Raw genomic sequence first — 22,289 nt, forward strand, 5'->3', positions numbered from 1 at the left:
TGTCTTTTGAGTCACACCTCGTTATGCAACGCACTCAAACCTTGCAACGCAGCGATTTCTCATTTTGTATTCTTGCGCCTGACTTACGAGTCAATGTGGAGTGACCGCGGCGCCGCCGCATTGTCGCTGCGCGCGTGCTCGACGACAGCCGGCGCCGCAGCGACTTTCTTGGCCTGTTGGCGCGCATGCCATTTGCGTTCGATCCAGCCAAGCGATTGCGCAGTTGGTTTTTCCAGCGCGGGGATATCCTGCGCGATCAGAATGAGGCCGAGCGGCAACATCCACACGCCGAGCACCGGCAGGAAGCTGAGCACGCCACCGCCGATCAGCAGCACCGCCAACGGCACCCGAACCGGCTTCGAAGACGGTTTACGGAGCCAGCTGACAAATTGCGCCGGACGCGCGGGCAGCTTGGCTTCGAACCATGTAAAATGCCGGTCGAGCTCGGCCCTGTGATCATTGCTCACTGTGTTCTCCTGTCCGAAGCAGATATGAGCCGGCGCGGTGGCGCCAACGTGGCAGCTTGTCGCGTCGCGCGCCGAATTCTGCCCGGCCAGGCTTCGCGGTGGTCGGTCGACGATCGGATCGCCACCACGACCCTTGCTCAGTGGATGCTCGATCAGGAACCCGGCGGCTGATGGCTGATGGATCACGATCGATCAGATAATCGCCGCATCAGGACTCGTTGGCCCCGACGCCGCGTTCGTCGAGCAATCGCTGTCCCTTGGCGGTTACTTTGTATGTTCGTCGGTCCGACAGCCCGGCCGGCAACTGCAGCGCCACCAATCCTTCGGAAATCAGGCGATCAAGCTCGAGGCGTTGTCCCGTGGTCAAGTCTGCGCCCGATGTTCGCGCAATTTCGACCAGCACCGAGATGCCCTGGTCCGTCAGATCCGGGTCGGTCATGAGATTCTCCGATGTTGATTGACGGGCCAACGCACGCTGCAGCGACCTGTTCCCCGGTCGGCGTTCGCCCCACGCGACGTGGTGATGTCGTGCGGCGATTCGGGACGAGGTGGAGCCGCTCTATAGCGACAAGTTCCGCTTGCGGCTTTGGTGGATCCGGCCGGCGCCACCTCCGACTCGATGACGCTGGCGACCGGGCACACCAATCAGAGGCGCCGAAGTCCGAGCTGTATGTCGACCCGCTGCCGAACCTCAATTCGCGAAGGACTGCCTGGTCGACAACCGGCGGCTGATCAATCAGCTTGCTCCGATCAAGCGGATTGCGCGATGCATCGGTACAGCGTGAGCGTTCGGAATGGGCGGTTTAACAGACCGATGACTCATGGATCGTTTGGTGCTGCGCAGGTTGCGGAAAGGCCAATGCAAGCGAGCATCGTAAAACTGTTCGTTCGGCGTCGGCCCATTGGGTGCGGCAGAAAAAGCGGTATTTGGGCGAGTTTGACGTTCCCCAAGCGGCCCTATGGGCCCCGGCTTCATTCTCAGCGACGAAATGTAGCTGGTACAGTTGGGTGGGCTCGAACCACCGACCTCCTGTTCCACAGACAGGTTAGCGCCCCCGCCGAGCGTACGCAATGGCCACCGCTCGTACGAAAAATCCTGTAATTTCAATGGCAGAACTCGCCATCGATCGCCATACCTGCGCTACAATTCGCCCTCTAGTGGTTGCTAGCTGGTAGCTAGGAGGAGGCGGGAAATGGCTGAACTGGGCATAACCCTTCGAACCGTGCAATCGCTTGGCCCCGGAGAAACGATTTGGGATGCAGGCCACAGGGAGGCAGTACGAGGCTTTGGCGTTCGACGCCAACGCGGCGCCCCAGTCTATGTCCTCAAGTACCGTGCACATGGTCGACAACGCTTCTTCACAATCGGTCCGCACGGATCCCCTTGGACGCCTGAAAGGGCCCGAAGAGAGGCAAAACGTTTGCTCGGCCTTGTGGCTGACGGCAAAGACCCCGCTGACAAACGCGCTGAAGCCGCACTTCAGGCTGCCGACACGCTCCTCAAGATTGCCGATCAATACCTCAAGCACGCGAAACAGAAGCAGCGTCCCAAAACCTACTCGGAAATAGAGCGGTATCTCTTGACCGCATGGAAGCCGCTTCATCCGGTTTCAGTGTTCCTTATCAAGCGCCGGCATGTCGCCATTCGCATTGCCGAGCTTGCGACCGGTCAAGGTGCGGTGACGGCAGCCCGCGCGCGCGCCGCGCTGTCGGCCATGTTCAATTGGGCCATTCGAGAAGGGCTCGACATTCCAGCCAACCCGGTGCTGGGCACAAATCGGCCGGCGGCGCCAAGGTCACGCGACCGTGTTTTAGCGGATGGCGAGCTTGCTGAGATTTGGGCAGCTTTGGGAGATGACGACTACGGACGGATTGTGAAGTTGCTTTTGCTGACGGCTCAGCGCCGAGAGGAGGTTGGCAGCATGCGTCGGACCGAATTGGACTTGGATAATTCCGTTTGGAAGATCCCCGGCAACCGGACCAAGAATCATCGTGAACACAAAGTTCCGCTTACCAAGGCAGCCATCGCACTGATCCCGCTCCCCCGGGGGAACCGGGAGTATGTGTTCGGAGACGGCCCTCGGCGGGAGGGCGATAACCATCGCGGTTATTCGGGTTGGTCGAAGTCGAAGGCTGGGCTTGATGCGCGCCTCCTCGCGGTTCGTCAGAAGGCTTTAGATGCCGGTGTGGCGGCGGAGCCCCTGCCCGATTGGCACTTGCATGACCTACGACGCACCGCCGCGACAGTCATGGCCGATCGACTCGGAGTGTTTCCCCATATCGTCGAAGCGGTTCTCAACCACGTCAGCGGTCATCGCGCGGGTGTCGCTGGCGTTTACAACCTTGCTCGATATGAGACCGATATGCGCGCCGCACTGAACGCTTGGGCCGACCACATCAAAGATATTGTGGCATCATAGTCGAACACGAGATTTCGACGAGAGCATCATGCTGCTTAATGGTTGTGAGAAGGTTGCGGGGGCCTGCAACCACTGCCGGCATACAACAGCCGGATCGTTGGCTCCCCTCGACATTAGCGAATTCAAGAATGCCCATAAGCTCGCCGCGTAGCTCGGCATGGACCTCGCCGCGCTTGGTGCCGGGGGTTAGCACGATTTCGCCGATGAGCGAACGGAGTGCCTCTGCCGCTTCCCTGCCACCATCGGGGTCATCCAGCGCCTCCGTGAACCGGACGACGTTCCTCCGGTAGATGTTGGCGACGTTTGGATGAACATCGGGAACATCGGAAGGAGCCTGGACAAGACGTTCGGTGATCTCCGCCTTCTGCCGTTCAAGCTCGTCCATCCGTGCCTTCATCGATGGCTGGTACATGCCATCCTCGATTGCGGCCATGATGCCGGCAATGGCACGCTCGATCTTCTGAAGCGCACGGTGATCGCTCTCGGCCTGCGCCCGACGATCGTGGTTCAGTCGGTTCATCTCCTGCGCATAGGCGCGCACGGCTTCCGCAACCGCCTCGGATGATACAAGACGATCCTGCAAACCCGTCAGTACCCGCGCCTCGATCTTCTCGCGCGTGATGGTGCGGTTGTTGCCGCAGGTCCCGCGACGATGATGATTGAGGCAGGCATAGCGGCCCGGTGTGATGATCCCGTATTTCCCGCCGCAGCCGCCGCAGGTCAGCAGGCCGGAAAGAAGGGAGACCGGCCGGCTGGCCAAATGCAGCCTCTTCGCCCTGCCCTCTCGTGTGTTCGCCGGATTGGGGCCGAAGAGTTCGGCGATCTGCTTCTGCCGCGATCGGGCGGCATTCCAGAGTTCATCGTCCACGATCCTGAGATGCGGCACCTCGGTCCTGATCCACTGGCTTTCGGGGTTGGGACGGGAGACCCGCCTGCCGGTCGCCGGGTCCTTGACGAACCGTTGCCGGTTCCAGACCAGCACCGCGGCATAAAGCTCGTTGTTGACGATACCGGTGCCGCGTGTGCGGTGCCCCCGGATTGAGGTATCCCCCCATGCGCGTCCAAGCGGACCGGGAATGCCTTCCCGGTTCAGGTCGACCGCGATGGCCTTCGGACTCTTGCCGGAAGCGAATTCGCGGAAGATGCGGCGAACAATGGCTGCTTCTTCCGGCACGATCTCCCTGTCGCCCCGAAGCGGCTCACCGTTCGCGTCGAGCTTCTTCACCACGCGATAGCCGTAGCAAAGGCCGCCTCCCGCCTTGCCCTTCTCCACCCTGCCCCGCAGACCGCGATGGGTCTTCATGGCAAGGTCCTTCAGGAAAAGAGCATTCATCGTGCCCTTGAGACCGACATGAAGCTCGGAGATTTCGCCCTCGGCCAGGGTGACGATGGTGACGCCGGCGAACTTCAGTTGCTTGTAGAGCGTCGCGACATCGGCCTGATCACGGCTGATCCTGTCCAGTGCCTCCGCCAGCAGGATGTTGAACTCGCCATGTTGGGCGTCCCGAGTGAGCCGCTGGATGCCCGGCCGCAGGATGGTGCTTGCACCGGAGATGGCCGCATCCTCATAGGAACCAACAATCTGCCACTTCTCATGCGCTGCATGTTCCCGGCACAGCCGGAACTGATCCTCGATCGAGGCCTCGTTCTGGTTGTCGGAGGAATAACGGGCATAAAGGGCTGCGTGGGTCATTGGTTCAATCCTCTCTCTTCATTCTTTGCGTCGTTCCAAACCTTCCGGCATGCCGATCGACCATTTACCTCGCGAGTGCGGATTGCACATCGGTCAGCGCGAAGTCGTCGCCAACATAGAGGAGAGAAGCCGAATGCTGTTTGGCCAGGGCATAGGCAAAGCAATCACCGAAGTTCAGACCGCCTCGCGTGCCAAATCCCTTGCCGTAGTCCACACGCGCCCTCATGGCGGTACGGGCGAGGTTGTCGTCCACAGGAGCGATCCCGATTCGGAAGTCGGACAGAAACCCATCCAGATCGGCAATCGCCTCGTGGCGGTCGCCGCTCTTGATCCGACCCGCCATCACAGTGCCGGCCTCGACATAGTTCACCGCCGATATGAGACGCGGCGTATCCCCCTGAAGAGCGGCCATGCAGTCGGGTGCTTCCGTCTCCTCGAACATGATCGCGATGATGGCGGACGCATCGACGATCATCATTGAGGGGGACCGAGTTCTTCGGGCGTGTCGCCGACTGCGTCATCCCATTCCTGCTTAGTGACCGGGCGGCGGTCGTAGCGGCTGGCACGATCGCGGACGAAAGCCTTCATGCGCGCGATATAATCGCCCTGTGCCTCCCGGTCGGCACGCAGCCGCTCCAGCCGCTCGCGCATGGCTTGGGTGATCGCGTCGGTCATGGTCTCACCGGTCAGCCGGGACAGTTCCCGCGCCAGCCTGTCTGCTTCGTCTGTCTTGATACTGAGGGCCATAGCGGTTTCCTTTCTAGATATACATTCTAGATAGCGAACCCATACTGCTTCTTCAATGGAAAAGTGTGGTGACTCGTCTGCTATTCGTCGTCATCGACACCGGAACGATCTTCTCTCTGACCCCTCCGGTCGGATGGCACCTTGTTGTCATTGGCAGCGCGCGCGGCCTTCCCGTAATCCTCTCGCGCCATCCGCCTGCCGATCATCCGCGCTATGGACAGCACGATCCTGTCGAGCTTCTCGCGCGGTGCAATGACGCCATCACGATCCGGGCCAGCATTGTCGTTCGCGGGAACGGCATCGCCCGTTGTTCCTTCCGTTTCCTTTGCCATGCGGTCGCTCCTCATTGTGGATCGACCTCATAAAGAATGGGCATAATCGTCTCTTGGGAAGAAGAAACTTCGGTGCGTAGTGGTCCCGGCGGCGGTAGCGTAAAAATTTCGGTTTTGGTCCGTCGCCGTTCTGGCAACATTGGCATTGAAACCGGCAGTGAAAGCCGAATCACCTTCCCCCGAGGAGCGCCAGCGCTCCCACCATCCCTTATCTGCTTCCTTGCGCATTGCCGGGCCTGAACCGGGCTGTCAAGGCTGGCGCGTTCCGCGCCACCGCGAAGCGGCTGCGGCCTTGACAGTCCGGTTCTGGTCCGGCCCCATGCAGGGAAGCAGAAAGGGATCTTTCCGAACCTGCCGGTTCCAAACTCCAGGAAAGGCATTCTGACACGCTCCGAGGATGGTGCTGCGTCCCTCCCGTGATCATCCATGCGATGAAAAGTCAGCAACATCGGATTCGTCCGTCGGTCGCCACGCCACGGGATTGGCGATCCATCGGTTAATGTCGGATTCTCGCCATCCCGTGCCGTTGATGCTGATCCTGATCCGCGGTGGGAACGTGCCTTCGGCGATCTTGCGGTAGATGGTTGACTTGGAGAGACCCGTCCGGGCAAGGACGGTTTTCATGCGGACGATACGGTCTGGCTCGCGCATCGTTCTTCTGCCTCCTGCTGATTGCTCATGACGGTCTCTGAGACCAGACAGAACGATGATTTATCGTCGTGCAAGAGATATTCGGTCGTCGTAGTACTGTGGCGTAGAAACGGCGGAAAATACTTGTGATCGGCGAAATTGATCCGTATCGCCCAACAGTGCGCGCAGCGATTTTCGGACGACGATATGCACCAAATCAGAGTCCGATCCCTCGTCCCCGGCCGAGCCCGTGACTGATGGCGAGGTCCCAAGCAAGGCCGTGGCCTAAGTCGAAGTCGATGCGGTTCCCTCAATCGGCTTTCCAGAATGGTACAGGACAGGCGTGTAGACCACCGACGCGCGGACGCCGTCTTCTCTCTGGCGGCAGCCCGCGCCGTCTAGAACGTCATCACCAGCATGGCAGCCACGACGACGGCCATCATCAGGGTCGCTAGCCAGCCGAGCCATTTCAACGGACCGATGACGACGAAGCGCCCCATAATGTTAGACCTCGCTGACAGAGACATCATCACGGCCATCACAGGGACGGCGACAACGCCGTTAATCACGGCGCTCCAGTACAACGCCCTGATCGGGTCAAGCGGCACGAAATTGATGATCATGCCGATCAGCGTGGCGATGACCAGTGTGGCGTAGAAGGCTTGCGCCTCCTTCGGACGCCGGGCAAGCCCCATGGGCCATTGTCGGGCTTCGCCGATCGCGTAGGCGGCCGATCCTGCCAGAACCGGAACGGCGGTGCCGATGATGCCGACCGCAAAGACAAGGAAGACGAAATTTCCGGCGATCGGCCGCAACGCCTCCGCCGCCTGGGCGGAGGTTTGAATATCGCTAATGCCGTGCACATTCAGGGTTGCCACCGCCGTTACGATGATGGCAAGCGCACCAGATTGGAAAGCGCCATGCCCACCATCGTATCGACCTCGATGCGATAAAGCGCGCCTTGGCCCTGAGCGGGTGCGTCGAACAGGTCGACACGCCGCGGATGCACATGCCTGTCCTCAACCTCTTCAGAGGCCTGCCAGAAGAACAGATACGGACTGATCGTGGTGCCGAAGATAGCCACCAGTGTCGTCAGATAGCCGCTGTCCCAGCGCAGGTGGGGCCAGATAAGCTGCCTGCCGAAAGCGAGCCAGGGCACGTGCACCACCGCCGCCACGCTGAATAGGCGAACAGCGCCAGGGTCAGCCGTTTCAGGACGGAGACATAGCGCGTGTATTGCAGGAAAAGCTGCATCGAGACGCAGATCGCGGCAAAGAGCAGCACATACAGCGCCCGCGGCGCCGGCAGCAGCAGGGAAAGCGCGCCGGCCATCGCACCAAGGTCGGTGCCGAGGTTGATGATATTGGGGGCCAGCAGGAGCAGAACGACATTCGTCAACAGCCATTGGGGATAATGCAGCCGCAGGACACCGGCGATGCCGCGTCCCGTCGTGCGGCCGATACGGGCGCTGATCATCTGCGCGGCCACCATCAGCGGCTAGGTGAACAGCATCGTCCATGACAGCGCGAAGGCGAACTGTGCGCCCGCCTGGGAATAGGTCGCGATGCCGCTCGGATCGTCATCCGAGGCCCCGGTGATCATCCGGCCCCCACACTTTCAGCAGGCGTGGCCGCGTCGGACCGACGACCGCGCTCGGGCTCGGCGCCTCCGGATCGTCGTCCGACATTTCAACCGGCTTCATGCAAGACTCCCGGGGAACGGTAACCTTTCGCTCCAATACCGCATGGCAGCTTCGTTCAATCCTCTCCGTTCTTCCCGTGACAATCCCTCAAAACGGGTCCGAAGGAACACTCATTCATTCAGCCGCCTCGTTCGCCTGCCCTGCCGTGAGGTGAACCCAGCTCGGCTTCTTGAAGGCGTGGATGACGAAGGGAGCGCCACCGAACACCACCAGTCCCAGGACCACCATGGTCGTGTAGAGCGTCGATGACCCTACAGGAATTTGCGTGGGTGGAAAGAAGGAGACGATCAGGGCGAACAGGACCGCTACAAATCCCGTTCCCGCGACAGCCCACATTCCGACCATTCCGCCGGGGATGCGGAAATGTCTCTCTCTGTCCGCCTGACTATGGTGCAGCTTGATCGCCGCGGCGTACATCAGGAGATACATGACGAGGTAAAGGGCGACAGTCATCGCACTCAGCAGGTAGAAGGCGACACTGGGATCGGGGAAAATCAGGTAGAAGCAGCCAAGAACAGAGACGATGACCGCCTGCAACACTAGGATATGCTTGGGCGCGCCTTTGGAATTCGTCGCCGAGAACATCGGCGGAATTTCTCCGTTTTCCGCCGTCTGGAGGAGTGCCCGGCTCGGCCCGCCGATCCAGGTGACGATCTGTCCCAGCGCCCCCACCGCAAGGAGTGCCGCAGCGACGGGAACGAGCCATCCGATGTGAAAGAGGTCGAGCGCCGCCTTGTATGCCTGCATGATTCCGGCAGTGAGGCTGAGCTCATGGATGGGGATAATCGTGGCGACCGCGAGGGAGCCGAAGGTGAACAGCAGGAAGACGATCATGGCGGCCAGGATCATCGCCTCGGGAAAATCGCGATTTGGCTTGTTCATCAGGTTAGCGCGCACGCCCTGCACCTCGACGCCGGCGAACAGCAACACCGTCCCGGCCAGGAAGGCTATGTCTCCCAGCCCCGAAATGTCGGGCAACCAGGGATGAACCTGATGGCCGGAAGCGGACGCGGCGGCGGCCACAGTGCTCGCCGGCTGGATCAGTTCGATCGGGTTCCCGAGGGCGATCCAGACGAGTGCCAGGACCATCAGGAACACACCTGGGATCACGGTGCCAATGACGAACAGATATTGCGACCAGCTTCCATAAGACTTTTCGCCGAACAGCGCGATGAACGTTGCCAGCCAATAGACAACCAGCACCACGGCGAAATTGAAGAAGTGGTTATTCGCAAGGTTGGGATCACCGATCAGATAAGCCAGCGCGGCAGCCGTAAAGCCCAGCACGACGGGATACCACACGACGTTCTGTATCCATTGCAGCCAAACGGCCGCCAGTCCCCAAGAGCTTCCGAAAGCGGCCTTCACCCAGGTGTAGATACCGCCCTTGTCGGTATTGAACATGCCGCCAAGCTCGGCGGACACGAACGCGCCGGGAATGAGGAAGAAGAGGGTGGCGAAGCCGATGTAGAACCACATGGTCAGCCCCTCCTTGGCCATCATGGGCAGACCGCGAAGGCTGATGACGGCGGCGGCCGTCATCAAGGCGACGGCCCAGATCGAAAAGCGGACGCCACGCGCGCCCTGCTTCGGCGCGGGCTCGGATGAAGTGGAAACTATTGTCATGGTCTTGTCCCTCCGTTCCCGATTACCGGCCAGCCGGCGTGTGGCGCGGCCGCGGTCTTTCCTGAACTGCGGCTGCGGCGTGGTCGTTGGCGACCTGCCCGGCCGGAAGCTTCTTCTTGGGAAGAGCGTGATGGGTGAAACGCGTGCCCTCCGCCGCGGTCAGTGCCTTGATCGGACGATGCTGCTGCAAATAGGCCACCGACCGCCTGATATCCTCGATCAGCATGTCTGCCATGTCGCGGCTGAAGCCGTGGCGGACGATGAAGCGAATGACGACCACGTCGGGGATGTTCGGCAGCATCGTATAGGCTGCCACCTGCCACCCGCGGGCACGCAGCCGGTCGGAGAGATCAAAGAGTGTATAACCCGGATCTTCTCCATTCCGGATGGTGAAGGAAACGGCGGGAATACCCTTGCGGCTATTGGCGTCGAAGAAGAGCTCGAAGGGTCCGGCCTTTGGAACCTCCCGGGCGAGGTGCTGGGCCACATCGTAGCAGTTCTGCTGGATGCGGCGGTAGCCCTCCCGCCCGAGCCTCAGGAAAAGATAGTATTGCGAGACGATCTGTCCGCCGGGCCGGGAGAAATTGAGTGCGAATGTCGGCATGTTGCCGCCGAGATAGTTGACGTAGAAGATCAGGTCCTCGGGCAGGTCTTCCTTCTCGCGCCAGACAACCCAGCCGACGCCGAGCGGCGCCAATCCATATTTATGGCCGGAAGCGTTGATCGAACGGATGCGGGGGATGCGGAAGTCCCAGAGGAGATCCGGCTCGATAAAGGGGGCGATGAAGCCGCCCGAAGCCGCGTCGACATGCATCGGGACATCCAGTCCCTTTTCCCGCGCAAGGCGATCCAGAGCCGCTGCGATTTCCTGCACGGGCTCGTACTGCCCCGTAAACGTCACGCCGAAAGTCGGCACCACGCCGATCGTGTTCTCGTCCACGCGCTTGAGTACTTCCTCCGGCGTCATGCTCAGCTGGTCGCGCTCAAGGGGGATCTCGCGCAGCTCGACGTCGAAATAGCGGGCGAATTTGTGCCAGCACACCTGGACAGGCCCGGTGATTATGTTCGGTTTGTCGGTCGGCTTCCCTGCCGCGCTCATCCGCTCGCGCCATTTCCATTTCAGCGCCAGCCCGCCGAGCATACAGGCCTCGCTCGATCCCGTGGTCGAGCAGCCGATCGTATTGGCAGCCTTCGGCGAATGCCACAGGTCTGCGAGCATGTGGACGCAACGGTTCTCGAGTTCGGCCGTCGCCGGATATTCATCCTTGTCGATCATGTTCTTGTCGATCGACAGATCCATAAGCTGGTGCACCTCCGAATCCAGCCAGGTCGAGCAGAATGTCGCGAGGTTCTGTTTGGCGTTTCCGTCAAGGAGGAGTTCGTCCTTCACCAGGGCGGTTGCTTCGTCGGGACGCAATTCGTGCTCGCCCAGCCGGTATTTCGGAACGGGAGTGTTGCTGACGACGCTTCCATAAATATCGTTCTCCAGTTCGGCGCGTATGGCTTCTCGGCTGTGAAGAGGCATTATCGAGTTCTCCCGTCGCAGGAATGGTCGAAGAAGCTGACAACACGGGCAGCCGCTTCCGGGCGTGAATCCCTAGCTACAATGGCTGTCGGAGCCGTCCATTGATCTCCATCAACTTCCGGAGCGAACAATCTGCAATTAATTTGCCGATGGGCGATTGCACGCGAACGCGCGCGTCCTTCCTCGCCGCCGCAAGACAGCGACAAATAGGAAGGTTTCAGAGCCCGATCCCTCGTCCCCGGCCGAGCCCGTGACTGATGGCGAGGTCCCGGGCAAGGCCGTGGCCCGAGTCGAAGTCGATGTCGATGCCGAGGTCCCGCTTGCGGCCCAGCAGCAGGGATTCCATCTGCGCATCGCGTTCGAGGCCCATCGCCATGTTGCCCATCTCCGCCCGCGCGGCCCTGTAGCCGGAATAGTCACCCGCCTCGTACTGACGCTGGCTGGCAAGGTCGAGTTTCTGAAAGCGTTCGACGAAGCGGTCGGCACGAAGCTGCGGATCGGTGCGCAGCTCGGTTTCCAGTTGCAGGGCACGGATGGCGCGAGCGGTGCGGCCCGACGCGGCCTCCATCGCAAGCTCGGGATTCTTCTTGTAGGCGGCTTCGGCATCGTGGGAACCGTAGGGCCGTACGTCCTCGAAGACCGCACGGGCCTCGTGCAATTCCTTCGCCTGTTCCGGGCTGGCCCTGCCGCCCATATCCTGCGCCTCGAATATAGCATCGACGGCGCGGGCATGGCGGATGAGGGCACGCGTGCGGGCCTTGCGCAGTGCGGCTTCCCGTTCCTCGGCGGCATCGCGTTCCGGCGCCGCGGCTTTGCGCTGGACTTCCTTGCCGGCGCTTTCCCTTTCCGGCTGCTCTCCGGTGCCTGCATCAGGCGCGCCGTCCGCGGACGGGCGCAGACCGTCGAACATGCCGCGCACCTTCTCGGGAACCTGCCTGGCGATCTCGACAACACGCACCATCCGTTCGCGAAATGTGATGCCGCGCCGCTCGGCATAGTCCTGCACCGGATCGTAATCCGACGCCATGTCCTTGGCCCGATCGCGCGACAGGGTACGGACAAGCTTGTTCTCGTCCGCGAAGTCGTCACGGCCATAGTGCAGGTCCATCCCGTCGCGGTGCCGGGACAGGGCGACATAGCTGCCGTGGCTATCCAGACCCGGCGTTGCCAGCACATGGGTGCGGTCCACCGTCATACCCTGCGCTTTGTGGATGGTCGCGGCATAGCCATGGTCGATGCGGTCGTAATCCTTTAGGTCGAATGAGACGGAACGGCCATTGTCCGTGTGGACCGACATGCTCTGCGTGCTGACCTGTTCGATGGTGCCCAGCGTGCCGTTCTTGACGCCCAGCCCGCGCTCGTTCCGCAGGAACATGACGCGATCGCCGACAGCAAAACTGCGCTCGCCGCGTTCAACGGTCAGGTGGACGTCCTCGCCCAGTTCTTCCGCGTCGCGCATCCGGCCGCGAGCTACCTCGTTGAGTTCCCGTACTTCGGCGTTGGTATGGGTGAGAATGATGCGGCCGGCATCCGGTGCTGCCTGCCGATCGCGGTCCCAGCGATCGATCAGGTCGTCGCGGGCCTCTTGCCGCGTTTGGGCTTCGTGCACCATGCCGCCTCTCGCGTAGGCATGGATGGCTTGGCCGGTCCTGCCGGTTGCCAGATCGCGCGTGGCGTCGCGTTGCCAGTCCTCCCGCTGCCTTCGCACTTCGCTGATCTCGACACCGCCGTGGCGCTCATGAATGGAGCGGAAGGCTGCCCCCGCCTCGATGGCTTGCAACTGCTGCGGATCGCCGACAAGCACGACCTTGGCACCGGCCTCTGCCGCATGAGAGAGCACACGCTCCATCTGGCGCGTGCCGACCATGCCCGCTTCGTCGATCACCAGAACATCGCGCGGGGTCAGCATGTCGCGGCCATGTTGCCAGCCATGTTCCATGCTGGCGATGGTGCGTGACGCAATGCCCGATCCGCTTTCGAGATTTTCGGCGGCAATGCCGGACAACGCCACACCGCGAACCTCGTAGCCCGTCGCTTCCCAGGCATCCCGCGCCACGCCGAGGATGGCGCTCTTTCCCGTTCCGGCATAACCGACCACGATGCCGAGGTCTCGCCCGTCCGTGACGTGCGCCAGCGCGTCGGCCTGCTTACTGGAAAGGACAAGATCGCGCTGCTCGGCACGGGTCAAAGCGGCTTCACGGTCCCTGTCGCTGACATCGTGACGTTTCTTCTCGGCCATCAGTTCGGCGGCGCGGTGCAGGCGCTGTTCGGCCTCGATCATCTCGCGCGTGGTGAAACGATCCGCGCCGCGTCCGTCCTTGCCGAGTTCGACCAGATCGGGCGCGCTCCGCACCGCGCCCATCACCTCGTTGAACTGGTCGATTCCGTCACTGTGCCGGTGTGCGAACATCGCCACGTCGCGCCGCGTGAAGGTCGATTGCTGATGCGTGATGGCATCCAGTGCGGTGGAAGGATCGGCGATGATCCGTTTGCCGTTGTTGCGGGCGATCTCGCGGTGCATCTCCGCCCGGTCGGCAGCGTCAATGCCTTCGCCCTCGATGCGCTGCGCGGGCGCCCCGATCTGGCTTTGCGGCTCCAGTCCGATGCCCTGCGCTTCGAGGCTGCGATGGTCGATGCGCGCGTCGATGTCGAGTTCGGCCAGCCGCTCGTTGGCAAGCTCTGCCCAGCGTTCCCGCCAGCCTTCGACCATCTCCGTGCGGTTCCAGTCGCGGACCTTCTTGCCGAAGCCGTTTTCGTCCACCGACCGCATCGTCAGCATCACATGGGCATGGGGTTTGGGCATGCCGTCTTCGGCCATATCCCAATGTACATTGAGATCGGCGACCATGCCCCGGTCCACGAACTCGGCCTGCGCGAAGTCGCGAGCAAGCTCGATGCCCTGGGCCTGCGTCATCTCGCGCGGAATGGCGAACTCCACCTCGCGGGCAAGCTGGGCGTCGCGCCTCGCCTCGAAGGCCTCGACATCGTTCCACAGCCGCTCACGATCGGACCACTGCTCCGGTGCATTCTCCGGCAACAGCACCTCGGAATGAACAACGCCCCGCTTGGCGGAAAAGTCCTGCACACGGTCGATGCGCTCGTCGCGCAGCCGCGAGGCGGAACGGTAGGCGGCGGATGCCACCGCACTGCTTCCGGCCTTGCGGGAAATGACCTTGACGTGAAGATGATAGATCGCCATCGCGACCGGAACATCAGCACAGCGAAGCGCACGTCGGAACGACGTATAAGCGCGCCCTCCCTCGAAAAAATCTCGGGATGGACCGGGCCGTGCCACACCGTCCCGACAACATTACTGCGTTCCACCGTCTGCGCAACTATCCTTGCCACATCAGTGACTTGCGACCGGGAAAGGACACGAGGATGCGGAAACCGAGGGACTATGACGCCGAACTGAAGGCGTTGGAAGACAAGGCGCGGGAACTCAAAACCCGCAAGGTGCAGCAGCTTGGTGAACTGGTCGTCGCCACCGGGGCCGATGGCCTCACCGCCGACGAATTGGCCGGTGCGCTCGTCGCGCTGGCCGAGACGAAGGATGCCGGGAAGAGGGAGGCATGGGCCAGGCGCGGCGCTGCGTTCTTTCAAGGCCGGTCGCGGCGAACTGCATCAGCGCCTGACCGCGATACTGGCGGCGCTCCAACGCAACCGGGCAGCGCGCAACCGGCATCAGGCGGCGCAGGCTCGGCATGATATGCGGACGTGGCAGGTCGAGCGCCGCAAGCGCACGCGGCATCTGATCGAACTCGGCGGTCTCGTCGTCAAGGCCGGAATCGTGGACCTGACCGGCGACGACCGCACCATGATCTACGGGGCGCTGCTCTGGATGGCCGAAAAGCTCAAGAGCGAAGACGCTGAGCGGGCGCGCGAACTATGGGCCGGAAAGGGGAAGGAAGCGTTCACAGAGGAACATCCAGAAGGCACGAATGACAGAACTCAACCGCCGCAGGATCGGGCGTGACCGATGGCGGGGCGGTGCGCCCCACATATCGCAGCGCCGCCACTATCGCGCGGCTAATTGTGCGAGACCAACTAAGGTCGCCGAGGTGCCGCAACATCAGGTTCAAGCATCTAGAACACCGGAAGAAAGGATGTTTTCCGCGACATGTTTCAAAGAAACCCGGTCAACTTTTGATGACAGGGCATCGAGTTCAAGCAGATCGCGAGTAAGATAAGCATGGTATTTTTCGAAAATGAGGTTTGTCTGATCATTGAATAACACACAATCTTCCCCGGCTGCGATCCTGCCGAGGGTGCAGGAAATATCCGGAGCACCATCCCTTGCGCGGATCGTCAGAAAGCCGTCATGAGACTCTACATCGAAACCTTTCCCCCGAAGAGCCAAAGCAAGCGTGTTAGTTTTGATGGTGCCGACCCTTGTGGCTATCGCAAAGCTGCTCTCACCCAGTTGAACAACCGAGGATGCGGTGAATCCGAGTTGCATATAATGCCGTCGAGCCTCATCGAGCAGAGCTCGGGCCTCCCGGTCCATATAAGCCCGTGTGGTGTCGCCCTGTAGAACGTTAAACATCCGCTCGATAACCACGTCGTGGATATCACCGGGATCACCACCGAAAACGGGTGGGGTTCCGCCTTTTGATGGAGTCACCATGATGACCTTGTCGCGATCATCAACCTCCTGAATAACCCATCGCCGACCTGAGAAGATCAGCATCATTCCCGGTGCCATTACGTTTACGATTGGCAGGGTTCCAAGCTCCTTTCCACCGAAGATCAGGCGATATTCCTCAGGTGTCTGGAAAACGGCATAGTAGCTATAGTGCTCGACCAGCTTTTCGCCGATACGCCCGAGCAGCAAGAGGCCGTCATCGCTCTGTTCAATCAGGCCGGTTTCCGGGTCGCCCAAGGCTCGGAGTACGTCCATGAAGACGGATGTTTCCACCTTCGTGAAAGGTCCTTCCTGGCACAGGGTGCGATTCAGACGACTTGCCGAGGCCCCACCACGTTCCGCGATAACCGAAAGAATTTGATGGACGAGGGTGGAAAGGTGCAGAGCCTGCGCTCGCGGTGGTTCGCACCATCCCTCCAGTAGGAGGTCGATCATGGCAACCGATCGGATCAGCCCCAATCGCAGCCGGTCAACATAGTTGCTGTCGGGTGTCAGACGCGCCTCGACCGCGTATTGGCGCAACACGGCGGGTTGGCCGGCCCTACGGCCCGAACGCCCGAGGCGTTGCCTGAGCGCCGCCACGCTGAAAGGCGCACCGATCTGGGCGACACATGTCACATCGCCGATGTCGATCCCCAACTCCAGCGTTGAGGTGCAGATCGCGGTGGTGGGTTTTGATCCGTCCTTCAGGCGGCGTTCGACGAAATCCCGATGGTCCCTGGAAAGGCTGGCATGATGGGGATAAAACTCCTGCGGAAGGCGCTCCTCCTCGCACAAGGTGCGCAAACGATCCGCATAGACCTCGACTGATTGCCGGGACCCGGCGAAGACCAGATTGTCGGTCCCGCGCAGGTTCCTGAAGAGATGTTCGGCAATCCGGTCGGCGGCGGATGCGGTCTCCTCGTCCTTGTCGCCCGAGACGTAGCCGCGCAGTTGCAGCATCAGCTCAGCATCGCTGCCCTCGGCCTTTAGCAAGTCGACCCCTGCCGGGTTATCAGGGCGCAGATAGGTGCGGGCCAGTTGCATGTCACCCAAAGTCGCCGAAAGGCCCACCCTGCGAACGCGGCGGCCGATAGCCAGCTCCATCCGGGTCAGTAGGGAGCGCATCTGCACCCCCCGCTCGCTGTCGAGTACGGTATGCAGTTCGTCGATGATGATCGACCGGGTCGCCCCGAACAGGCGCGGGATTTCCAGCCCGCGACGGATAAACAAAGCCTCAAGGGATTCCGGGGTGATCAGAAGAATACCCCGGGGTCCCTTTAGTGCTCGGCTTTTGACCGAGGCGGAAATGTCCCCGTGCCACGGGGTGATCGGCATTTCGACCTCGCGGCAGATCTCCTCAAGTCGGCCGGCCTGATCGGTGATCAGTGCTTTGAGTGGCCCGATATAGAGCAAGTCGAAGCCACTCGCCTGCGCCGGATCATCCAGAACCTGCGAGATCAGGGGAAGGAAGGCGGCCTCGGTCTTTCCGCCGGCGGTCGTGGCGGCGATAATCAAGTCTGCGCCGCCCCCCGTGATCGCATGTATGGCCTGAGACTGGATGTGACGTAGTTCACTCCAGCCCTGTCCTCTGATCCATTTTTGGATTGGGCGCGCCAGTTTCTCGAAGGCCGAGGTCATCCGCAAACCTCAGAGACGGAAGCTTGTCAGTTGGTCATTGTCACCGTCATCCGCCGGCCGCGCGCCGGCGGCCTCATCCAGGTCGGACATGTCATCGCCCTGATCCGGAGAGACTTCGATCTTCTCGATCAGGTCATGCCATTCGACGCCCCGGTTCTGCTCGAGCACCGAAAGCAGGTTCACGAAGGCCGTGACGGTATTGCGCGGCGTGCGAAAATAGGCTTCGCCGATCCGGTCCGAACAATGCGTCATGAAGGCCTCGAGCGCGGTATCAGGTACGGCACCCTCGCCGTCCTGCATGATCGCCCGGATGTTCGACAGTAGGACGAACATATCCTCCGGCGTAAGGCTGGCCAGTCGGACCACCGGGCCGGAAAGGTCCACCAGTCCATCCCGGGCAAAGCTGTTCTCGGCCAGCCGGGTCTGAAGCGCCTCATAGCTGTAGAGTCCCCGGCGGGTATTCATCAGGAATTCTGGGGTTCCTCCCATTAGGAAGCCCAGATGCTCGGCGCTGCCCTGAAGGACATCGTTCAGGATGCGCAAGATTTGCTCGTAATTCGCATTCCGCGCCTGCGACGATGACAGCTTGTAAAGGTTCACCATCTCGTCAAGGCCGACCAGAAGGCCCTTATAGCCCGCTTCGCGGACGAAGACCGACATGAGCTTGAGATGGTCGTAGACATTCGCATCATCGATGATGGTCCGCACGCCAAGCGCCTTTCGCGCATCGGTCCGGGTGGCATATTCGCCCCGAAGCCACCGCAGCGCCGCCGAGGACAATTCGTCATTGCCGGTTTCATGGCCTTCCCAGTAGCGGCGGATCACCTCGGAAAACTCAAAACCGCCCGTCAGTTCCTCGAAATGGCCAAGGCGGTCGCGGATTACGTTGCCCGTCGGTTTGCCTTCCGACTCGGCGTCGCGATGTGCTTGGGACACGAACCGCTCCACCACACTGGCCATCGCTCCGCCATCAGGTTTCGTGCGGGTTGATAGGTTGCGAGCCATTTCCGCGTAGAGACCACGCGCCTGCCCGCCGGTAGCATGGATGCGCCGGTCCGGCGCAAGGTCCGCGAACATCACCACCATGCCCTTTTCAAGGGCGATGAGGCGGATGAGGTTCATGAAGAAGGTCTTGCCCGACCCATATTCCCCAATGATGAACCGGATCGCGGCACCGCCATCGGCGATGCGGTCCATATCCTTGACCAACTCCTCGATCTCGCGCACGCGCCCGACCTGAATGTGCCGAAGGCCAAGCTTCGGCACCACACCCGCGCGTAGAGCCTGAACAATCGCGTCTCGTTCCCGTGGTTTCAGCCTAGACATCTCATCCCTCCTTCTCGAACACGCCCGCCAACTCTTCGGCGATATCGGGGGACACGTCGTAACCTTCATATTCGTCCAGCAGGGCTTGGTCATAAACCCCGAAGGACCATTCGTTGACCGTCTCAAGCGCCCCGGCCACCATCAGGTTGTGCCGCGCGACCAATCCGGCGAACTCCTCCTCGGTCCAGTGCGGCCGGGTGATCGCCTCGCGGATCAGAGCGGTGTGCTTCGCATCGAGGCCGGCAAGGGACGAGGAAGCAGTCGTATCCTCAGTCTCGTCTTCTCCCGTATCCGCCGCGAAAATATCGGCCAGAACCGCCGAGACGCGATCCGTGTCCTGCCGGATGCTCGCGATGCGCGCCGTATCCAGCGTCCGGCCAGTCGCCGCCGGTTCTGCCGGGATCGTCTCGCCCGGGGCGCCGGGACGAGCCTCGCGTACGCGCAAGGGCGCATCCGGAACCTCACCGGCATGCAGGTCCGAGTAAACAAGGTTCGGGTCGAGACCGAGCGCACGATAGACCCGTTCGATCTCCGCAACTTCCTCGGGCTTAATGATACCATCGGCATGGGCGGCGGCGACCAATGCTGCCCGAATCGCCGATTGCCGGTCCGCGCCGCCTTCTTTGAGCTTGCGCCGCAAAAGCGTCAGGTCGGGGGGAACCGCAAGAAACCAAACAAGATTGGCTGCTAGGCGCCTTCGTTCACGCTCGGACAGGCCCGCGACGGATCGGGCCTGATTTTCGAGCGCGCTTCTTTCCGGATCGGATATGACGCCATCTGCATGGGCGACAAAAGACGCCAGGGCGATCTCCACCAGCGCAATCTTGTATGATATCGAAACGTCTTCCAGTTGCTCGACAGGGCCGCCAAGATCGAACAGCACCACCGGTTCGTCGACCTTCGGTGATCGAAGGGCGAAGCGCGGATCGGGGGCCAGACCGAATCCGATACGAGCCAATGCGTCTGCAGCGCCGGTCAACTGGCGCTTGCCAGCCTTTTCAGAGCGTTCGCCTTCCAGGCGTTCCAACACATCGCCCACGACGACCAATCCGCCTGCCTGAACGATGTCGCTCACCCATGCTTTGATCTTCTCCAGGTCTTCAGATGGAAACATCTGGCGCAGCTCTCCCGGCAGAAGCGCATGCGCTTCGACGCTGCCGCGTCCGTCCGGATTGCGACCCAGATATCGGCTGAACTTGTCGAGATTATCCATCACCTCATCGGCGACCTCCTGTGCGATCTCGATGGGCTTGCACAGGCCGGAAATATCGGGGACCGGTTTGCCGTCTATGGACGGGTTCACCGTTCCTTCGAACTCGCGAGAGGCCGCCTGATACCTAGTTTGAAGGGATTTTCTGGGCTTGTTCACCTGCATCCCCGCCGGGAACCGCTGCTCAAACCGCAGCCGGAACAAAGCCAAAAACTCATCCCGGCACCGCTTGGCCGATGTACGAAGGTTCCTCTCGGGATGACACAGAAGCCAGCTCAACACCCAATCGGCATCCAAGGTCTCGCCTCTCTGGAGCCTCGCGCCGACAGCCAGCTTCACTGAAAAGGGCAAGTCCCATCCGGGATTATCGAATATGGGCGCAATGGAACCGATTTCGGTAGTCGAGACGATGGCAAATTCTATGAATTCCCCCAGATAGCGTTGTGCCGAGTGGTTGTCGGCATAGAGCTGAGCCAGCCGACGCGCCTCAAGCAGCAGGTCGCGTTTTTCCTCAATGCTTGGGTCGTCGACGAAGAACCGCCGCTCCAAGCCATAGAAATAGAGGAACATGTACCCCGGATTATACGATCCGTCCGTTGCACCGCCGGCGAGCCAGTCCAAATAGGTGGCCCGGCTTTCAGGCGGGATACTGGAATATCCCGGCCAATAAGACATGCCCTGTCCATCCTTGTCGTTGCCGTCTCGGGCGACGGGAAGGGACGGGTCGATATAGGCCCGGCATTTCTCGCCATAGCCATACTGGTTCATCGTTGGCGGTGTGCCGACATAGACCATCCCACCGATTTCACGCCCGCAGACCGAGATAGTCTGACCGTCGGGTACCCATCCTTGAATTCGGTCAGATCTTCCCGGTGCCGGGGCGGATTGTCCAACTGGAATGGGGGCCGCAGGCGATGCTGGCGAGCGCTGCGTTTCCCATGGCCGGGTTCTGGCCATCTTCTCTGCCTCTCTTTGGGCAGCAATGGCGGCCAGTTCCGGACCAGCTTTTCTTGCGGCCCTGATGAGGGCCGCGTTGTCCTGTTTCGGCGGTGTATGGCGTGGTTGAGATGAAGAGGTCGGCAAATCGTCACTCAATTTGCCCTGTGGCGGCGCGGGTTGTCCGACCGCATTGGTGACTGGAGGCGGCGACACAAGGGAGCCTGAGGATTTTCCGTGCCCTACAAGATTTGATGTCGTTTCTCGTTTTGCAGCCAGACTGCGTGCGCGCCGTTTCTCGTACCACCAGACGATTACTCCAGGGGCGAGAAAGGCGAACAGCACGAAAAGTCCACCGTTCAATTGCTGAAGGAACAACCCGCTAATGATCAGTGCAACAAAGAAGAATATGATGTAGAGAAATATAATTCGCAAAAACTTCAAAACGCCCCCCGCGCCGCAGATGATGTCACCAGATGTGACTATGCCCGCGACACCTCGGACTAAGCAAGTGAATCGAGCGACGAGGCGTGAGTGAGGATTGCGGCGCTTCCGGGCCAATCGATCGCAGGGCTTGCCGACTCTACGCTCGGTTCCGACCTGTGCGGAGTAGTGAAGCAAACGTCCATGGGAGCGTGTAGCCGCCGCCCTCGCGCTGCTTCTAAGGTAGAGCTAGATGCTAAGCCAGCAACAAGTGCTATCGTAGGGCTATGGCGAAAACATAGTGATCATCGTTATCGGTCGCGGAGGAGAAGGATTCAAACTGCTGCCGCCGGTGGCCAAACGGCGAGAGCCCCGGCGCTGGTGCATCCGGAGCTTTGTGTAGCTCGCCAGTCTCCATGTAAGCTATTGTTACACTTCGATTTCTAGCGAGTTATGACAAAAGTGGTTGCGGGGGCCTGCAACACCCGATCCTTGCGATTGGTTGAACAGACGGTTCCAAGACTAGCGGCATAGCCTATCAGGGTAGACCCTAGTTCGAATGCCTCGGCCCGCCATTTACCGCCGATGGCGCGATAATCCGCGAGATAGCAATCCGACCACCGCCGATTGCCGCATACGCCGCCATGAAAGCGAGTTCGGCTTCACCTGACAGACTATGTCGCTATTCGAATCGGGAGCGCTACAGCTCTTCCAATTTTGTGGGCGTTGGACGCCACGATCGAAGCGGCAAGTGCCGGCGAACGCGGCCGCCGCTTTGCTGCGGTCGTCTCTGAGGGCGCTACTATCATGCGCGAAGTGGGCAAACTCCTCGACCCGATGCATGCCGCAAATGCTGGGCGCAACGCGCATCCAGTAAAACTACCAGCGTTGAAATTAACGCGGCTGTAGGCGCTGCCGTCCTATGGCTGCTCGCAACCATCCGCGATCGCCTTGCGTGCGGCACTGGCCCAATTTGTCTCGCGAATT

Annotated in this window: 17 protein-coding genes, 1 tRNA gene and 1 pseudogene; 4 read left to right on the forward strand and 15 right to left on the reverse strand. The window is 61.0% G+C overall.

All coding sequences use genetic code 11. From position 1 onward, the window contains the following. Window positions 1-83: 83 nt before the first annotated feature. Window positions 84-467, reverse strand: coding sequence for a hypothetical protein (locus tag RBJ75_RS13555; protein ID WP_044414740.1), 384 nt, complete (start codon window positions 465-467; stop codon window positions 84-86). Between RBJ75_RS13555 and RBJ75_RS13560 the strand changes: the two genes are divergently transcribed. Then, window positions 432-638, forward strand: coding sequence for a hypothetical protein (locus RBJ75_RS13560; RefSeq protein ID WP_173427373.1), 207 nt, complete (start codon window positions 432-434; stop codon window positions 636-638). The two genes, RBJ75_RS13555 and RBJ75_RS13560, sit on opposite strands and share 36 nt — an antisense overlap. Window positions 639-675: 37 nt before the next feature. Here RBJ75_RS13560 and RBJ75_RS13565 read toward each other — a convergent pair whose 3' ends face one another. Both RBJ75_RS13565 and RBJ75_RS13570 read right to left on the reverse strand, forming a co-directional pair. After that, window positions 676-906, reverse strand: coding sequence for a hypothetical protein (locus tag RBJ75_RS13565; protein WP_044414735.1), 231 nt, complete (start codon window positions 904-906; stop codon window positions 676-678). 557 nt (window positions 907-1,463) lie between these two features. Further along, window positions 1,464-1,567: transfer RNA gene (locus tag RBJ75_RS13570), tRNA-OTHER, on the reverse strand. Between the two features lie 93 nt (window positions 1,568-1,660). Here RBJ75_RS13570 and RBJ75_RS13575 point away from each other — a divergent pair. Beyond that, window positions 1,661-2,887: a tyrosine-type recombinase/integrase gene (locus tag RBJ75_RS13575; protein ID WP_044406634.1), complete on the forward strand. Its 1,227-nt coding sequence runs from the start codon at window positions 1,661-1,663 to the stop codon at window positions 2,885-2,887. Here the strand turns inward: RBJ75_RS13575 and RBJ75_RS13580 are convergent. From RBJ75_RS13580 to traA, 9 genes and pseudogenes are all read right to left on the reverse strand, one after another. After that, window positions 2,865-4,580: a recombinase family protein gene (locus tag RBJ75_RS13580; RefSeq protein ID WP_080900890.1), complete on the reverse strand. Its 1,716-nt coding sequence runs from the start codon at window positions 4,578-4,580 to the stop codon at window positions 2,865-2,867. The two genes, RBJ75_RS13575 and RBJ75_RS13580, sit on opposite strands and share 23 nt — an antisense overlap. Window positions 4,581-4,644: 64 nt before the next feature. Further along, the gene (locus tag RBJ75_RS13585) at window positions 4,645-5,058 is read right to left on the reverse strand and encodes a type II toxin-antitoxin system VapC family toxin (protein ID WP_080900891.1); all 414 of its coding nucleotides are present in this window, start codon (window positions 5,056-5,058) and stop codon (window positions 4,645-4,647) included. Then, the gene (locus RBJ75_RS13590) at window positions 5,055-5,327 is read right to left on the reverse strand and encodes a type II toxin-antitoxin system VapB family antitoxin (RefSeq protein ID WP_044406636.1); all 273 of its coding nucleotides are present in this window, start codon (window positions 5,325-5,327) and stop codon (window positions 5,055-5,057) included. Before RBJ75_RS13590 ends, RBJ75_RS13585 begins: the two co-directional genes overlap by 4 nt. Window positions 5,328-5,407: 80 nt before the next feature. Then, the gene (locus RBJ75_RS13595; protein WP_152647613.1) at window positions 5,408-5,659 is read right to left on the reverse strand and encodes a hypothetical protein; all 252 of its coding nucleotides are present in this window, start codon (window positions 5,657-5,659) and stop codon (window positions 5,408-5,410) included. Between the two features lie 420 nt (window positions 5,660-6,079). Beyond that, complete coding sequence (locus tag RBJ75_RS13600) at window positions 6,080-6,310, reverse strand: helix-turn-helix transcriptional regulator (RefSeq protein WP_044406643.1); 231 nt, start codon at window positions 6,308-6,310, stop codon at window positions 6,080-6,082. A 377-nt stretch (window positions 6,311-6,687) separates the two neighbouring features. After that, a pseudogene (locus RBJ75_RS13605) lies at window positions 6,688-7,991 on the reverse strand (NRAMP family divalent metal transporter). 114 nt (window positions 7,992-8,105) lie between these two features. Further along, the gene (locus RBJ75_RS13610; protein WP_044406646.1) at window positions 8,106-9,617 is read right to left on the reverse strand and encodes an APC family permease; all 1,512 of its coding nucleotides are present in this window, start codon (window positions 9,615-9,617) and stop codon (window positions 8,106-8,108) included. 22 nt (window positions 9,618-9,639) lie between these two features. Further along, on the reverse strand, window positions 9,640-11,142 hold the full coding sequence (locus tag RBJ75_RS13615) for a glutamate decarboxylase (protein WP_276156365.1): 1,503 nt from the start codon (window positions 11,140-11,142) through the stop codon (window positions 9,640-9,642). A gap of 217 nt (window positions 11,143-11,359) precedes the next feature. Continuing rightward, window positions 11,360-14,341, reverse strand: a complete 2,982-nt coding sequence (traA, locus tag RBJ75_RS13620) for a Ti-type conjugative transfer relaxase TraA (RefSeq protein ID WP_044407432.1) — start codon at window positions 14,339-14,341, stop codon at window positions 11,360-11,362. Window positions 14,342-14,523: 182 nt separating this feature from the next. Here traA and RBJ75_RS13625 point away from each other — a divergent pair, with 182 nt between their 5' ends. Together RBJ75_RS13625 and RBJ75_RS13630 are read left to right on the forward strand one after the other, a co-directional pair. Next, window positions 14,524-14,850, forward strand: a complete 327-nt coding sequence (locus tag RBJ75_RS13625) for a conjugal transfer protein TraD (protein WP_044407440.1) — start codon at window positions 14,524-14,526, stop codon at window positions 14,848-14,850. A 1-nt stretch (window position 14,851) separates the two neighbouring features. Continuing rightward, window positions 14,852-15,118, forward strand: a complete 267-nt coding sequence (locus RBJ75_RS13630; protein ID WP_044407429.1) for a conjugal transfer protein TraD — start codon at window positions 14,852-14,854, stop codon at window positions 15,116-15,118. 102 nt (window positions 15,119-15,220) lie between these two features. Here RBJ75_RS13630 and RBJ75_RS13635 read toward each other — a convergent pair whose 3' ends face one another. Genes RBJ75_RS13635 through RBJ75_RS13645 form a run of 3 tightly spaced genes read right to left on the reverse strand, consistent with a single transcriptional unit; the run spans window position 15,221 to window position 21,323 of the window. Continuing rightward, window positions 15,221-17,407 (reverse strand): DEAD/DEAH box helicase, encoded by a 2,187-nt coding sequence (locus tag RBJ75_RS13635; protein ID WP_044407426.1) that lies wholly within the window; start codon window positions 17,405-17,407, stop codon window positions 15,221-15,223. A gap of 9 nt (window positions 17,408-17,416) precedes the next feature. After that, complete coding sequence (locus RBJ75_RS13640; protein ID WP_044407422.1) at window positions 17,417-18,733, reverse strand: ATP-binding protein; 1,317 nt, start codon at window positions 18,731-18,733, stop codon at window positions 17,417-17,419. A gap of 1 nt (window position 18,734) precedes the next feature. Beyond that, entirely contained in the window at window positions 18,735-21,323 is a 2,589-nt protein-coding gene (locus RBJ75_RS13645; RefSeq protein ID WP_201776300.1) for a TerB N-terminal domain-containing protein, read from the reverse strand. Between the last annotated feature and the right edge of the window lie 966 nt (window positions 21,324-22,289).

The organism is Rhodopseudomonas sp. BAL398 (assembly GCF_033001325.1).
Taxonomy (GTDB): domain Bacteria; phylum Pseudomonadota; class Alphaproteobacteria; order Rhizobiales; family Xanthobacteraceae; genus JARJEH01.